The 15,419-nt window shown below is 59.5% G+C and carries 13 protein-coding genes; 3 read left to right on the forward strand and 10 right to left on the reverse strand.

Features of this window, described 5'->3' with window-relative positions:
• Positions 1-50 precede the first annotated feature (50 nt).
• The 8 genes from J0X19_RS19145 to J0X19_RS19180 form a co-directional block, all read right to left on the reverse strand.
• Positions 51-962: a ribonuclease Z gene (locus tag J0X19_RS19145; RefSeq protein ID WP_206986034.1), complete on the reverse strand. Its 912-nt coding sequence runs from the start codon at positions 960-962 to the stop codon at positions 51-53.
• Between the two features lie 123 nt (positions 963-1,085).
• Positions 1,086-1,460, reverse strand: coding sequence for an STAS domain-containing protein (locus tag J0X19_RS19150; RefSeq protein WP_022825949.1), 375 nt, complete (start codon positions 1,458-1,460; stop codon positions 1,086-1,088).
• Positions 1,461-1,561: 101 nt separating this feature from the next.
• Positions 1,562-2,389, reverse strand: coding sequence for a DUF4198 domain-containing protein (locus J0X19_RS19155; RefSeq protein ID WP_206986035.1), 828 nt, complete (start codon positions 2,387-2,389; stop codon positions 1,562-1,564).
• 144 nt (positions 2,390-2,533) lie between these two features.
• A complete protein-coding gene (locus tag J0X19_RS19160) occupies positions 2,534-4,372 on the reverse strand; it encodes a glycosyltransferase (RefSeq protein WP_206986036.1) in 1,839 nt (612 codons plus the stop codon).
• Between the two features lie 246 nt (positions 4,373-4,618).
• Positions 4,619-6,436, reverse strand: a complete 1,818-nt coding sequence (locus J0X19_RS19165; protein WP_242583022.1) for an alpha-amylase family glycosyl hydrolase — start codon at positions 6,434-6,436, stop codon at positions 4,619-4,621.
• 211 nt (positions 6,437-6,647) lie between these two features.
• Positions 6,648-6,947 carry a hypothetical protein gene (locus J0X19_RS19170; protein WP_206986037.1) on the reverse strand — a complete coding sequence of 100 codons (300 nt, stop codon included), beginning with the start codon at positions 6,945-6,947 and terminating at the stop codon, positions 6,648-6,650.
• Between the two features lie 442 nt (positions 6,948-7,389).
• Positions 7,390-7,803, reverse strand: coding sequence for a hypothetical protein (locus J0X19_RS19175; protein WP_206986038.1), 414 nt, complete (start codon positions 7,801-7,803; stop codon positions 7,390-7,392).
• A gap of 32 nt (positions 7,804-7,835) precedes the next feature.
• Complete coding sequence (locus tag J0X19_RS19180; RefSeq protein ID WP_206986039.1) at positions 7,836-11,144, reverse strand: Eco57I restriction-modification methylase domain-containing protein; 3,309 nt, start codon at positions 11,142-11,144, stop codon at positions 7,836-7,838.
• A 233-nt stretch (positions 11,145-11,377) separates the two neighbouring features.
• Here J0X19_RS19180 and J0X19_RS19185 point away from each other — a divergent pair, with 233 nt between their 5' ends.
• A complete protein-coding gene (locus J0X19_RS19185; RefSeq protein ID WP_206986040.1) occupies positions 11,378-12,682 on the forward strand; it encodes a zinc dependent phospholipase C family protein in 1,305 nt (434 codons plus the stop codon).
• An 18-nt stretch (positions 12,683-12,700) separates the two neighbouring features.
• Here J0X19_RS19185 and J0X19_RS19190 read toward each other — a convergent pair whose 3' ends face one another.
• On the reverse strand, positions 12,701-13,021 hold the full coding sequence (locus J0X19_RS19190) for a hypothetical protein (protein ID WP_206986041.1): 321 nt from the start codon (positions 13,019-13,021) through the stop codon (positions 12,701-12,703).
• A 141-nt stretch (positions 13,022-13,162) separates the two neighbouring features.
• On the opposite strand from J0X19_RS19190, the gene J0X19_RS19195 reads away from it, so the two are divergent.
• Positions 13,163-13,564, forward strand: a complete 402-nt coding sequence (locus J0X19_RS19195) for a DUF6960 family protein (RefSeq protein ID WP_206986042.1) — start codon at positions 13,163-13,165, stop codon at positions 13,562-13,564.
• 86 nt (positions 13,565-13,650) lie between these two features.
• On the opposite strand, the gene J0X19_RS19200 is transcribed toward J0X19_RS19195, so the two are convergent.
• The gene (locus J0X19_RS19200) at positions 13,651-14,991 is read right to left on the reverse strand and encodes a YfcC family protein (protein ID WP_206986043.1); all 1,341 of its coding nucleotides are present in this window, start codon (positions 14,989-14,991) and stop codon (positions 13,651-13,653) included.
• A 136-nt stretch (positions 14,992-15,127) separates the two neighbouring features.
• On the opposite strand from J0X19_RS19200, the gene J0X19_RS19205 reads away from it, so the two are divergent.
• Complete coding sequence (locus J0X19_RS19205; RefSeq protein WP_206986044.1) at positions 15,128-15,370, forward strand: hypothetical protein; 243 nt, start codon at positions 15,128-15,130, stop codon at positions 15,368-15,370.
• Positions 15,371-15,419 lie beyond the last annotated feature (49 nt).

Genomic DNA, 15,419 nt, shown 5'->3' on the forward strand with positions numbered 1-15,419 from the left:
TCTGCCGGTAGAAGGAACAGACTTTTAATTCGCAATTCTTAATTTTTAATTCACACGCTCACTGTTAGGCCTTCCACTGCCAGGTCGGTCCACTCAAACATGGTTTGGGCTTCGGTGAGCAGGGGCTGTAAGTCGCGGTAGCGGCTGGAGAAGTGGCCGATAAGCAGGCGCTGCACTTGGGCGCGGCGGGCGAGCAGCCCCGCCTGGCGGGCCGTGGAATGATGCGTGGTAGCGGCCCGGTCGCGCATTTCTTCCAGAAACGTAGCCTCATGGTACAGCAAATCTACGCCGTGCACTAGGTCGGCGAGGCTTTCGGTGTAGAGCGTATCGGAGCAGTAGGCGTAGCTGCGCGGCGGGCGGGGCTCGGTGGTTACGTCGAGGTTGCGAACCAGCACGTGGCCGGCTTCATCAAGCACATCTTCGCCGAGGGTAAGGCTGGTGAGCTGAACGGGGGTGAGGTTGGGGGGGAGCTTCTCTTTCACCAGTGGCCGGCGCCGGGGCTGCTCCCGGAACAGATAGCCGCAGCACGGAATGCGGTGCCGCATGGGCAGCGTATGCACCGTTACGTGCTTGTCTTCATATACCTGCGCGTGTTGAGTGGTATCAACGGCCGTGAAATTCAGCTCAAAGCACAGCTGCGTAAACGAATGCCGAAACTGCATGGTCAGCACCTCATCGAGGCCTGCGGGCCCGAAAATGTGCAGCGGCTCGGTACGGCCGTTGAGGTGCATGGTGCCCAGTAACCCAAACAGCCCGAAATAATGGTCGCCGTGCAGGTGCGAGATGAAAATGGTATTGATGCGTTGATGCCGCAGCTTATGCTCCATGAGGCGGCGCTGGGTGCCTTCCCCGCAGTCAATCAGGTATTGCGCGTTGCCCACCGTCAGGACCTGCGCCGTGTGGTGCCGGTCGAGAAAGGGCGTGGCCGACGCGCTACCCAGAATTTTCAGCTCGAACTCCAAAGTGGTTGTTAGTTGAGTGTTGTTGGGCCGGTGAAGGGCAGCCGGGCCGCCTAAAAGCAAATTGGTTGTCGGTTGTCAGTACGATACCTGACAACTGACAACCAACAACCGACAACTGAAAACCTATTCTTTGCTGGTCAGGTCCCGCTCGATGGCGTGCAGGAAAATCCGGTCAATACCTTCTTCCACCGTGGGCAGAATGTGCAGCACCGACTCCAGCTTGCTGATGGTGATGAGTTTCATGACGTGGTCCTGCAAACCGGTCAGTACCAACAAACCACCCGTAGAATTGCACAAGCGGTTGGCAATCAGGATAGAGCTAAGTCCCGACGAATCGGTGTACTTCACGTTGGTCAGATCCAGAATCAGGTTGTTGATTCCTTCAGCATTCAGTTTTACAAATTCCGATTTCAAGTCAGGAGCTACGGTGGTATCGAGCTTCTTCTCGTCAATCGTAATTATCGTGTACGTTTCCTTTTTATCAATCGAGTACTTCATGCCGTCGGTGGTTCGGGGTTTTAGGGAGTTGCGAAGGTAACAAAAAAATGTTCGTTGAACCTGTGTTCAGGTACCAACATCAGTGACTTTAGAAGGCCGCCTCAACGGCTTGAATTTCCCTTAAAACCGAACGTAAGGGTACTCCAGGTACTTTGCCAGTCAGCATCCGGCAGGCTGGCGGGCACCATACGCACGGCACTCACCATATATTGCCCAGCGGAGTTTAAACGAAACAGCACACGGCCGTTTTGGTTGCTGTAGAGCTTGGTAATTTTTACAGATTGATTAGGACTACGTTGCCATAGCTGTACTAGTTGGTTTGCCTGGGGCTTTCCATCAGCCAGCACCCGCACGGTGAGCGAGCCACCGGGCCGGAGGGCATAGGGGTTTTGCTCGGGCACAAGGTCCAGCGCCCCCCCAACCGGACGGCTCCAGGCGCGGCTGGTATCGGCGGAGGAATAGGGGCCAACCTGTACCAGCGTTTTAGCGCACCGGCTGTACGCTTCGCGGCCGGGCTTATCAAGGGCGTTGCGCTGCTGGCGTTGCAAGAGGATGTTGTCGAGGCCTTCTTCCTTGAGGTAGGCGTTGAATTTCTCGGCTTCCAGCGTAAGCGTGGCGTTGTTGGTAGCCAGCGCTACCATGTGCGTACCAGCTTGCCCAAACGTTACGGTGGGGTGCAGCGTATCGGCGGCGGTAACGGTGGCGCGTAGGTCCTGCGCACCCGGCGGGGCGTAATGCACAAAGCGGGTGATGCGGTTGCTTTTGCCAGCCCACCGCTCCCCGGTGAAGTTTTCGCCTACGAACAGCTTGAGGTTGAGCGTGGTGCCGGGGGCAACAAAGAATTGCGGTGGTAATAGCCAAAACTCGTGCGCTACCGCTGTGAAGGCGGCGGCGGCAAGCACGAAGGTGGGAATGTACTTCTTAAGCAAAACAGTTGGCTTGGTAATAGGGTACTCGAAACAAATAAGCAGCGTCTCGGCAAGGAACTAGCCTGCCATTCCAAACGCAGCGAAGAATCTGGGCAATTAATAGCGCACTCAGGTTCTTCGCTGCGCTCGAACTAACAGATGGCGCTAGTGCCGCTCCAGAGCCAGAGTGTAGGCACGGTCGTAGTAAATGCGTAGGTTTTTCCAGTCGAAGATTTCGGCGTTGCTTTCCACGTTGTTGCGCTGCATGATTCGCTCGCGGCGGGTAAGCAGCACGAAGTTCCACATCATCTCGGTCAGCTCTTCCGCCGATTCGTCGAAGCTCTTTTCCTGGCGCTGCACCACGTAAATGCCCTTGTCTTCGTGGGCATCCACGTTCTGCATCACATAGTCGCCGAAGCCGGAAAGGTCACTGGTAATGGCCGGTACGCCGCGGGCCACGCACTCCAGCGGAGTGTAGCCCCAGGGCTCGTAGTAGCTCGGAAACACGCCCAAGTGGCAGCCGCGCACAAACTGCCCGTACTCCATGCCAAACAGCGGCGACGTCGGCGACACGAAATCGGGGTGGTACACGATTTTCACCCGGTCGTGCTGGTGGTTGATGAGGCCGGCCTTGCGCACAAAGTTCAGGATGTCGTCCTTCTGGTCGTCAATCAGGTTGTGGGTGATAACCGACGGCAGGCTGCTGGTTTTCCAGCTTTGCAGGGTGCGGCGGTAGCGTAGCTTCCAGTAGTCGTCCACCATAGAGCTGAGGTCGGGCAGGCGGTGGTCGGTGGAGGCGGCGGCGGCGTAGAACAGCTTTTCGCCGACTTGCCGCTCAATGGCCTCGCAGGTTTCCTGCACCTCATCCAGAATGGCGCGGTTTTGCAGGATCAGGGGGTTGATGCTGGTGAAGGGGCGCTTGGTGATAAAGAACATGACCACGTTGCCTTCCAGCCCGCTTTGCTGCAAGCGGTAATTGAGCCGAGCCAGGGCTTCCAGCGTGAGGTCGAAGCCTTTGTTGTGGTACTCGTAGCGGCCGCTCGTGAACAGGTACAGCGTCTTGTCGAGGTCAAACGAGTAGCTCTGGAAGAAGTGCGCCATCACAAACTCGTGGATCTTGCTCTTGTACTGCTGGTGCAGGTTCTGGAACTCGTGCCCGGCCACAAACCGCTCGATGTTAAGGCCGTTGGGCAATACAGCATCCGGAATCCTATCCAGCAAGTAAATACACTCCCGCACCGTCAGCTCGCTCACGGTGGTAAACACGTGGGCTCCGTGCGCGGCGGCGCGCTCAATGGTAACGGCCGGCTCGATGTTGAAGTGCCGAGCCTCGGGCAACCAGTCCACCTGCATGAGGTGGTCGTAGAAGTTGGGGTCGTTCATGGCCAGGTAGCGGCCAAGCAAGGTGGCGTGCGTGGTAAACACCAGGTGTACCGGCGTCTGGTCGCGGCGCAGGGCCGGAATGGCTACGCCGGTCATCCACTCGTGGAAGTGGGCCACTACCTGCTGTTCTTCTTCTTTCTCGGAGGCCAGCACTTGCAGGAAAATCTTGCTCAGGTAGCCAAACGCCTCCACTTGGTGCAGCAAATCGTCGTTGTCGGGCGACGGAATGCGGTGGTGGTCCCAGAGGTCGTACTTTATCTGGCCCAGCATCGGATAGGCCTGATACGGGTTGAGCAGTACGGTGCGCGGCCGGCCAGTTACCAGCCACACACCCAGGCAGATATCATAGCCAAGCTGGCGCATGCGGCGCACGGCGCGGGCAAACGGGTCGGAGAGGGTGCTGAGCTGGTAGTCGTCGTAGGCTTCAAACTCGCCCTGGGCCTGGTTGGCAAAGTAGGGGCCGAGCAGGCAGTACCGGTCGTCCCAGCCTTGCATGGTGGCGGGTACTTTGCTGCGGATAACCGTGTAAATACCGCCCACCTGGTTACACACTTCCCACGCTACTTCAACGAGTAGCGCATCGGGAGCAACAGGAGCGGGAGCAGAGGAAGGAACTTGCATACAGTGGATGCTTGAGTGGGAGAGCGGCAAGATAGGTTTCTGGCGGCGTTTACCCAGCCTGTTTATAGCATGTACCCGATATAAAAAGCAGGGTTTCGTGGGCCCACAAGAAAATAAGTGCCTGCGTGGAAGTTGAACCCCAACGGATTTAGCCCGCAGAGGGCGCAGACGGAGCGCAGAGTACGCAGAACGTTCTGCGACTTCTGCGCTTCGTCTGCGCCCTCTGCGGGAACCGTCGTCGCCGGTTTACCCCGGCTCCTGCGAGATAATCAGCACCGAATACGGGGCCAGCCCAAACGAGGCGTGGTAGGCCTGGTCGTCGTAGATACCTTCTTCGGCCTGGGTGTCGAGGCTGTCGAAGTTGCCGAAATCCTGGTCGTAGCCTTCCCAGTCGGAGTTGAAGCGTACGCGCCAGTTACCGCCGCGGGGCAGGCCAATGGTATAGGCATCGTGGGCGCGGTTGGCGAAGTTGGCAATGACTACGGTAGTGTCGCCGGGGCCCGACTGGTCGCGGCGGATGAAGGCCAGCACCTTCGCATCGTTGTTGAGGTGGTGCACCTCAGTATGCTGGCCGGTGAGGCCGCGTGTGTGGCCGTGGAAATTGCGGCGCAGCGCAATCAAGTCGCGGTATAGGTGCACCATGCCGCCGAACTGCTCGGCCCGGCTCCAGTCCAGCGGCTGGTCGTCGGAGAAGTAGCCATCGGCCAGCATGGGCTGGCCCTGAAAAATCATGGGGATGCCGGGCGAAGTGAATACCAGGGCCGCGCCCAGGGTGGAGCGTTTTTTAGCAAACCAGTGGTCGGCGGCACCGGGCATGATTTCCTCGGTGACGCGCTGCTTGCCGTTGGCTACCTCGTCGTGGCTTTCGGTGTAGATGACGCGCTGGAAAGCGTCGCCGTTGTACACGCCGGTGAGGGTTTCGGCCACTTTCTGCAAGTCCCGGTCGTCGTCGGAAGGGGTGGTGAGGGCGTCGCGCACGATGTTCACGAAAGCCGCGTCCCACTGGGTGGAGAAGCCCTGGCCCCCGTCTTCGGGGCGCCGCGTGATGTACTCGTTGCCCTGCAAATCTTCGGCAATCATAATCTTCCAGGGCATGTGCTGCTGCACTTCCTCGTTGATCCACTTCATCAGGCTCCAGCCCTCGGGCAGGTCGCGGGTGGGGTCGTTAGTGCCATCCACGTTGCGGATGTGCGAAATGGAGTCGCAACGCAGGCCGTCTACGCGGTAGTCTTCCAGCCACATCAAAGCATTGTCGCGGATGTAAGCACGCACAGCGTCGCGGCCGTAGTCGGGGCGGTTGTGGCCCCAGGGAGTTTCGGCGCGCCAGTCGTTGTAGAAGTAGATGCCGCCACCGTCGTTTTCCTGCCAGCCGTCAAACTGCCAGAGGTCCAGGTCGCCGGGGCCGAAGTGGTTGTACACCACATCCAGAATCACGGCAATGCCGTGGCGGTGCGCTTCCTTCACCAGCTGCTTGAAGGCTTGCGGACCGCCGTATTCGGTTTCCAAGGCAAAGGGGTGGGAGGGGTTGTAGCCCCAGCTCCGGCCGCCCGGAAACTCGGTGGGCGGCATGATTTCAATGGCGTTGATGCCCAGCTCGCGCAGGTAGTCAAGCTTTTCCACCACATTCAGGAAGGTGCCGGGCTGCTCAGGGTTGGGCGCGTTGAAGGTGCCCACGTGTAGCTCATAGATGACGAGCTGATTCCAGGCGGGCATCTCGAAGTGGTCGTCTTCCCAGTCGAAGCTATGGTCGGGTACGATGGAATTGCCGGCCGAGTGCGTCACCTGGCGGGCATAGGGGTCGTTGCGGGTCAGCTCGCCGGTGGGCGTGGTCAGCTGAAACTTGTACTCGGTGCCCACCGCAACGTCGGGGAAATCAGCGGCCCAATAGCCGTCGGTTTCGTGGGTGAGGGGGTGGGTGGTGGCGTCCCAGTCGTTGAAGGGGCCGACTACGGCTACGGCCGTGGCGGCTGGGGCCCATACGCGAAATGTGGTGCCATCGGGGTGTGGTAAAGCACCCATGCCGGTTTGCAGCACGGGAGTGGAGGGAGGAGCAGTGTCGAGCATTGGAAGTAGAAAGGAAGTCGACCCGTAAATCGGGCTGATTCTTTTACTGGTAAGGCACGGTTAAGGTTGGGGTCTGGCGGACGGTGAGCGAGAAGGGCGACAGGCGCCGTACTCGTTGCGCCGCAACGCGAGAACAGCGCCGCGCCGGCTCAGGCCTCCAGGCCACTGGCAGGGGGCCGCGCGGCAGCTTTCGAGGGCTCAACCCGCCGCCTCAGGCCGCCAGCCAGCGCACGGCCTCGCCCTCGTCCCGAAACAGGGCTATTTCGTAGGAATGCACCCGGGCAATGGCGTCGCGGACGATGGGTTGCAGGGCGGGGCTGGTGCGCATAAGCTGGTCGCGGGTGGCCGACATGAAATAGGCAATACGCAGCCGGGCCGGCTCCATGGCTTCTACCGCCTCGGGCAACCAGACCTCGGTTATCCAAGTGGCGGCTTCCGGGCTACTGGTATCACGCCGCCGGATGTCGAGCAGCAGATGGGTGGTGCCGTAGAACTGGGCCGCTCGGAGCACGGCCGCGTATCCCTGCTGGAGCAGCAGCAGGTCGGAATCGGTGAGCCAGCGGATGATTAACTGGCCCAGGTCGGAGCGGTAACTGGCGTTGAGGGAAGGAAAAGCGGTAAATACGGAGTGTAGTAGGTAGTTGGGTAAAACTAAAATAACTCAAGTTGCGGACTAGCCGCATAGCGGCGATAGGTTGGTAGTAAGGGGCTAAAACTGGTTTCCAGCCGCGTAGCGGCGACAGAAACGCGGGTCATTCTGTCGCCGCTACGCGGCTGCAAAGCAATTCGGTGGGGTTTGCTACCAACCTGCCGCCGCTACGCGGCTAGTCCGCAACTTGAGTTAAAATAGGAAAAGATAAAGTATAGAATTTTAGGACTGTTTGCGGGTACGGCGGCTTGGGGGTGGCCGGTGGGGCCAGCTTGCGGGCGGGGGCGGCTACCGGGTGGGGGCATCAGGCCAGCAGCCAGCGCATGGCCAGGCCTTCGTCGCCGAAAACCATCAGGTCGTAGGGCTGGGTGGGTTGGGTGGCGGTTTGCACGGTGGCGTGCAGGGCGGTATCCTGCTGCACGGCCTCGCCGCGGGCGGGCGAGATGAGGTAGGCCAGCCGTAGCCGCTGGGGCGCCAGCGCGGCCACCACCTGCGGCAGCCACTCCTGCACAATCCAGGCGGCCATGAGGGGGCACGGCTGGGGCCGCCGCCGCACGTCCAGCAGCCAGCGGGAGGTATGGTGCTGCTGGCCGTACTGCAACAGCGTGGTGTACTCGGCCTCATGCTGGGCACGCGCGGAAGGCTCGGCTAGCCAGCGGGCCATGAGGAGAGCCAAATCGGCGCGGTAGTCGAGCGTGAGGGTAGCGGTGGCGTACATGGCGTAAAGGTGCAAAAGAAAACGGGAGGCGGCTACGGCCCTTCTACCAGCGCAATTTCGGCGGGTGTGAGCTGGTAGAGCTGGTACACCAGCTGGTCGAGGGCGGCATCCTGGCGCTGGAGGGCGGCGCGGCGCTGCTGCTGCTGCTGCTGGAACTGTTCGAGGTAGGGCAGCCACTCGCCCTTTTCGGCGAGGGTGAGCTTGCGGCCCAGGGCTGTTGAGAGGGCGGTGCTCCAGGTTTTCCAGGGCTGCGCGAGGGCCAGCTTGCCCGTGAGCGGCGCCGTGAGGCCCAGCTCGGCCTGCACCAGCCGCCCGGCGTTGGCCTCGGCCTCGTGCAGCTCCTTGTGCCCGGCCAGTAGGGCCTCGGCGGCGGCGATGAAGGGCTGCTGCTCGGCGGGGGAGATGTTGGGAATGGGAAGTTTAGAAACAGTTGTTGGATTGTAACGGTAATAGTTGCCTAGCTTAGGCGGACTAATGTGGTTAAGATAATATTTCGCTGTTTTAGAATTTAGAATAGCTAGTACAAATGATATGGAGTTTTTGTAACCTTCGTTTAAGATAATTGCAGGACAATTTGAGCCATTAAAAGATGAACCTTCTGATAAAATACCAACTTGAGGTCTTGTGTCAATGCCTTTAAGGAGAATCTTTTTTGCCTCAATATATTGAAAAGATCCCGCTCTCATGTGCCTATAAAAGTTGTGTTCAAACGCATAAAGTTTTCTGCTATCTAGTCTAGCCATTAATTCTTTTTTGAATCTTGAGAGATATTTGAAAATATTCGGGTAATCATTTTCTAATTCCGACACAGGTATCAAAATAGGATTGCCGTTTTCGTTGGATCTGTATGGATATATGACCTTAGCAGCAGGATATACTTCTGTATAGCGGCTCACTTCTTCTCCTCTATATGCATATGGTAAAATAATTGAGTCTTCAAGTTGCAAATCTTTTATAGTATTCGTGTCAACAATAAATGCAGCGTCCCATCCTGTCTTATTGCCTATATAAGCTTTGCCCAGTTTGCTTAAAGGGGAAAATATAATATTTTTATCAACTAATGATTGATTTAAATCAAATCCTTCAAATGTCCAAACGCTTTCATGTAATATACTTGTATCTATAAGCTTTCCTGTGAATGAGTTTATAAACTCATAATTTAAATTTTCTTTGTTTTTTATCTGCTTGTATTCAAAAGAGTTATTTATGCTGTTACTTATTACAAAAATAGCTGGATAAGCATCTGCATCTTCAAACACAGGTAGTGAGCCAAAGTCTGTTATTCTTCTTAAGAAACCAGTTGAAAGCAATCTTCTAATGTTTTTCCCATAATCAGTTTGCATCCATTGTGATGAAGATATGAATGATATAATGCTGTTTTCACTGATAAGATTAATTGCTTTTTCAAAAAATAAGATAGATATATCGAGCTTGCCTATTGGGGTTGTGTATTTGTCATAATAGTAAGTCATTTCTGACTTCGAAATATTCTGAACTCGCACATACGGCGGATTACCAATCACCACGTCAAACCCGCCTTGGGCAAACACTTCGGGGAAGGCGGCGTGCCAGTCGAAGGCGCGGGGGCCGGCCACGGTGGCATCGGAGATGAGCGAGTTGCCGCAGCGGATGCTGTGGTCGAGGGAGGTGAGGGGCTTGCCGGGGTTGGCGGTTTGCAGCCACAAGCTCAGGCGCGTAATGTCCACCGACTCGGGGTTCAGGTCGACGCCGTAGAGGTTGTGTTGCAGGATGTGGCGGTCGAAGTCGAACAGGGTAGCCTGGCCGGCGCGCAGGGCGGCCAGCTCCTGGTTCACGTGCTGGCCCTCGCGCAGCAGGTAGCCAAAGGCCTCGTTCAGGAACGCCCCCGAGCCGCAGGCCGGGTCCAGCACCCGGATGTTCTCCAGCGCGGTGGCGTAGGTTTCCCAGGCCGCAATGTGTTTCTGCACGGTGCGGGAGGGCTGCACCAGCCGGTTGCCCACCCCCAGGCGGATGGTGGCGCGGTCGTCGTCGGTGAGGTCGGGGAGGGCATCGAGGCCGGCTTCGCGGCGGCGCTCCTGCAACCACCCGCCCACGGCCTGCCGCACCATGTAGCGCGTGATGTACTCGGGGGTGTAGAAAATGCCGTCCTGCTTGCGCTTGCCCTGCTTGGCGTTGTAATCCTGCCCGGTGAGGCGGGCGCGCTCCACTTCGAGGTCGGAAAGGCTCTGCTCGAAGATGTGGCCCAGGATGTTCACGTTCAGGTCGGAGGCAAAGTCGTACTGCTCCAGCTGAATCACGGGCGTGAGGGTGCGGTCCTTAATCACCAGCGCATCGAGGGCGGCGTCGGCGGCAAACAGCCCGCCGTTGAAGCGGTTGATGTTGGCGGCTGGGTTGCCCTCATCGATGCTGCGGAACAGGCCGCGCACGGTGCGGTACACCTTGTCGTCGGCGGGGTCGAACACGTTTTGGCGCACGGCATCGAGCAGGCGCCGGAAGGTGAGGCGCGGGATGATATTCTTGTCCTCGCAGAAGCACACGAATATCACGCGGTCCAGCAGCTTCTGAGTGTGGGCCAGCAGCTCCAGCGGCGGCACCGCGGGGTTTTGCTCAATGAGGTGGTCGAGCAATTGGCGGCGGGCGGCGCTGTAGTCTTTGTAAAACGCCTTCGTGATTTTCATCTCTTCCTGCTGGCGCTGTTGCAGGGCCTCGTCGAGTGGGGCCTCGGCGCGGCCGGCCGGGGGCAACAGGTGGGCGGGCAGCAGCAGGGCAAAGAAGCGGCGCAGCTGCTCGGGCTGGTCGGGTAGGGTTTCCAGGTTGAACACCTCGGCGCGGCTCTGGTCCTGGGCCGCGTAGAGGCGCAGCTCCACAAAGTTGCTGACCAGCACCCAGCGGCACTGGCCGCCAAACTTGCTGGGGTAGCTGAAGGCCTGCTCCACGGGCGTTTCCTGGCGGCCTTTGCCCGCGCCGCCGCGCTGCTTGGCGTCGAGGGCGGTGCGGGCGTCTTTCAGCTCCACCACGGCCCGCACCGGCCCGCCGAGGCTGCCGCCGGGCGCGGCCACAAAGTCGCCGAGGGCGCCGTCGGGCTTGGTGCCGTCGGTGAGGGTTTTCAGCTCCAGCTGCAGCTGGCGGTGGGTGGTGGCCTGGTACTCGTAGCCCAGCACCTGCCCGAAGAGTAGATTCAGAAACTCGGCCTGCAAGGCTTCCTCTTTGTGGCTGCGCACGTAGCCGCTGGCAATGGCCTGCTGCCAGCGGCGCAGGTGGCGCACCCGCTCCGCGAAGTCGGGCAGGGCGGCGGCGGGGTCGTAGGGGGTGAAGGGGGCGGGGAGGGTAGCGGCGGGAAAGAGCGGGAGTAGCGTAGGCATGAAGGATAGAGGATAGAATGAGGGCGGAAGATAGGCAGGCAACACCGGAACCCCCAGCGCGGACCTCACCCCCTAACCCCCTCTCCTCGGGGAGAGGGGGAACTAGCTTTTAGATTTTTAGAGCTAGATGCTACGTCTAGTGCCCCCTCTCCCCGAGGAGAGGGGCTAGGGGGTGAGGTGCCCGGCAACGCCCAAGCTTGCTTATCCGTTGGGACGGAAAGTTTCCGCTGCTTATGCCTTCTGTGTTCCGCCTCTTGCTGGTGCTTCTGCTGGCCCTGCCCGCTACTCCGGCCGCGGCCTATTCGGTGCTTACCCACCAGGCCGTTATTGATTCCACTTGGGAGCGGTGCCTGGTGCCGCTACTGCGCCAGCGCTACCCCACCACCGACTCGGTGCAGCTTATGGAGGCCAAAAGCTACGCTTATGGAGGAGCCATCTTGCAGGACATGGGCTACTACCCGCTGGGGGCCGAGTTCTTCACCAACCTCACGCACTACGTCCGCAGCGGCGACTTTGTGCGCAACCTGCTGCGCCAGGCCCGCAACCCCACTGAGTACGCCTTTGCCCTGGGTGCCCTCTCGCACTACGCCGCCGACAATGTGGGGCACCCTGAGGGTACCAACCGCATCATGCCCACCGTATACCCCGATTTGCGCGCCGAATACGGCCCCATTGTGACCTACGAAAACGCACCCATTCGGCACACCGAGCTGGAGTTTTCGTTTGATGTAGTGCAGGTGGCCGCCGGCCGCTACCGCACCCAGGACTACCACAAGGCCGTGGGGTTTCGGGTGAGCAAGCCGGTGCTGGAGCGGGCGTTCCGGCAGACGTACGGATTGGAGCTGGGGCAGGTATTTCTGAACGTGGACGTGAGTGTGGCCTCGTTTCGGTTTGCCGTCAACCAGCTGCTGCCGGCGGCGGCGCGGGCGGCCTGGCACAGCCAGCACCGGGAAATCCGGCGGGTGAGCCCCCGCGCCCGGCGCCGCGAGTACCTCTACAAAACCAACCGCCGCCGGTTCGAGCAGGAGTTTGGCACCGACTACGAGAAGCCCGGCTTTGGAGCCCGGATGGCGGCGCGCGTCATCAACCTGCTGCCCAAAATCGGGCCGTTGAAAACCTACGCCTTCGAGCTACCCAGCGCCGAAGGGGAGCGGCAGTTTCGGCAAAGCTACCGGGCCGTGCTGGGGCAGTTCTGCACCCTCACCGCCCAACTGCCCCCCGATACCACTGCCCGCAGCCCGCACTTGCTCAACACCAACCTCGACACCGGCCAACCCGCCCGCGCCACCGCCTACCAGCTAGCCGACGAATCGTATGGGGAACTGCTGCGCGAGCTGCACAAGCGCCAGTTCGAGCACCTCACGCCCGCTCTCCGCGAGGAGCTACTCACGTATTTCGCCAACGGCATACCCACGCCCGCCCAGCAAACCGACCACAAAGCCCCCGACGACGACGAGGCAGAGGACCAGCGCGAAGACGAGCAGGAGCGCCAAAAAACCGCCGAGGCTCTGGAGGCATTGCGGCAACGGCTGCCGTAGATATACAGTGACAAGGATTTAAGCTAAACTTCGGGCGAGGGTACCTGGCTGCGGCCTTCGTAACGACTGCCGGGCTCCACTTGATGTTCTGGCAGCGTGAGCAGCCTGTGGTGGGTAGCAGCGGAGAATGCGCGAGGGGGCCGCATTGGCAATAAGCAAACTCATTACGCCCAGCTCGGCAATGGTGAGCCGCGCACTCATCCGCTTGCCCAGCCGCCGCATCACCTCCAACAAAAACAAGTGAATCAGGAAGGTGTGCACCACCACTGCCCACGCACGCCCGCCCGGCGTGTCGCCGAATAACAGGCGCTGCCAGTCGCTGAGCTCAATAGTAGGCACATGCTTACCAAGCAAACGTACGATGACTGGATGAAGGAAAGAGAGAATAGAGGGAGAATAGGGAGTTTTTACCTTTGAAACGGTGTTTCTACTTCGTGCATCCGAGCATCCAGTCATCCGTTCAATCAATCATTGCATCCTGTGCCTCGCCCGAAACCAGTTACCTACGGCCTGTATTCCTGGACGCCCGACTACGGCTTCCGCTACATTCATCCTGCCAACCGCCGTTCGTTTGAGTGGCTGGAACCAGTGGGCAAGCTGTTCGAGAAAATCGACGAAACCGACGACTGGATTCTGCTGCGCTATGATGAGCAGCAGTTCAAAGTCAGCGGCGAGCTGTTCAAAGAGCTGTACGATAAGCCCACCTTCAGCTTCGGCGACTTGGTGGAAGAAAACAACCCCGCCCCCGGCCAGCCCGCTCATCAGGGTCTCGTTTCCGACGTGTATTGGGACGAGCCCAGTGCCACTGCCCGCTACCAGATAGTGGAACGCAAGCGCAAGCTCCCCCGCATCTTTGAAGCGCATGAGTTGGTGAAATTGTGAGATGGTGAACTGGTGAGTTTGACGTTCCGTTGGCGCGAGTTGCGCAGTATGCGCGGCCAGAACATGAAACTCACCACTTCACCATCTCACAATTTCACCAAAATGCCGGTGATGATGGCCACGATGCCGAGTAGAACCAGGCCCAGGTACATCGGCAGCACAAATTTCCACCACGCATCGAACCGGACGCCGCACACGGCCACAATGGCCATGAGGGCGCCGTTGGTGGGCGTGATTAGCTCGCAGAGGCCCGCCCCGTATTGGTAGGCCAGCACCGTTACCTGCCGCGAAAGGCCGATGAGGTCGGAGAGGGGCACGAGCAGCGGCATGGTGAGTACGGCCTGGCCGCTCACGCTGGGTACCGGCAAGTGCAGCGCCGTGTGCAGCCCCAGCATACCCAGGGCCGAGAGCGTAACCGGCAGCCCGGCCAGCGGCGCCGACAACCCATTGACGATGGTATCCACAATCTGGCCCTGCTCCAGCACCACGAAAATGGCGCGGGCAAACCCAATAAGGATGGCCGAAAACGCCATGTCGCGGCAGCCACTGATGAAACTTTCGGCGGTGCCGGTCAGGCCCAAGCCCCCTACGAGGCCGGCCGCAATGCCCAACGCCAGAAACAGCGCCGCCATCTGCTCGAAGTCCCAGCCTAGCTTGAGCACCCCGTAGCCAAACACCGAGAACGTAACCAGCAATAGGGCTAATACCAGGCCGCGCTGGGCGCCGTGGGCGGTTTCGGTGGTGGGTTCGTCGGTTTCCGGCGCTACGCGGTGGCGCGTGGCATAGCGCAGGGTACCGGCAATCCAGAAAGCCACGGCCAGCACTAGAAACACCAGCCGAAACCCGCCGCCCGACAGCAGCGGGAGTTGCGCCAGTTGCTGCGCCACGCCCACCTGAAACGGATTGAGTGGGCTGAAGGCCGCGCCCACCGCCGCCGACCCCAAACTCACGGCCGCCGCCGTGAGGGGCGGGTACCCGATGCGGCGCATGAGCACCAGCAGCACCGGAATCAGCGGAATTATTTCCTCCTGCATGTTTTCCAGCGCCCCCATCGTGGCAAACAGCACCGACACAATAGGAATAACCACCGCCTCGCGCCCCCGAAACCGGACCAGCAGCCAGTCGACACCGTGCCGCAGGGCCCCGGTATGGTCCACAACGGTAAACGCGCCGCCCGCCAAAAACACCAGAAAAATGACGGATGCCGCATCAATAAGGCCTTTCGGAATATCCACCAGGGCTTGCAGCGGGCTAACCGGCGAGGCGGGCACGTGGTGGTAGGAGCCGGCCACCACCACGTCGCGCCCGGTGGCGGCGTCGGGGTGGCGCTCAAATACGCCGGCGGGCAGCACGTAGCTCAGCAGGCAAGCCAGCAGGATAAACCCCACCATCAGTACCAGCGGATGCGGAAAGCGGATTGTCTTCATTTAAAACAGTGAAATTGCGAACTTGTGAAACAGGGAGTTTGTCGTTTTGGCGGCGCAATATGCGCAAGCAACGCAGCTTGAACGGTTGTTCGCTATTTTATCACTTCACCACTTCATCATCTCACAATTTCAGCGCATGAACCTGCTCGCCTTCAAAAAGCTCCCGATGGGTGAACAGGCCAGCCTGCTGCGGCAGCAAGGGCACTTTTTGGTGGAGCGGCGCGAAGACAGCTTCCGGTTGCGCCTCTATGCGCTGGGTGACTTTTACGCCGAGGAATGGCGCGTCCACGACGAAGACCATATTCTCTTCATTCACCTGTTTCAGCATTCGGGCGGGCTCCGCGAGTACTTGGCTACCATCCGGCTGCCCGAGGTGTAGCAGTGTATATTCGGTAGATGGAATATTTGCTTTAGCGGGGTATTTTAAA

This window comes from Hymenobacter telluris (assembly GCF_017313265.1).
Taxonomy (GTDB): Bacteria; Bacteroidota; Bacteroidia; order Cytophagales; family Hymenobacteraceae; genus Hymenobacter; species Hymenobacter telluris.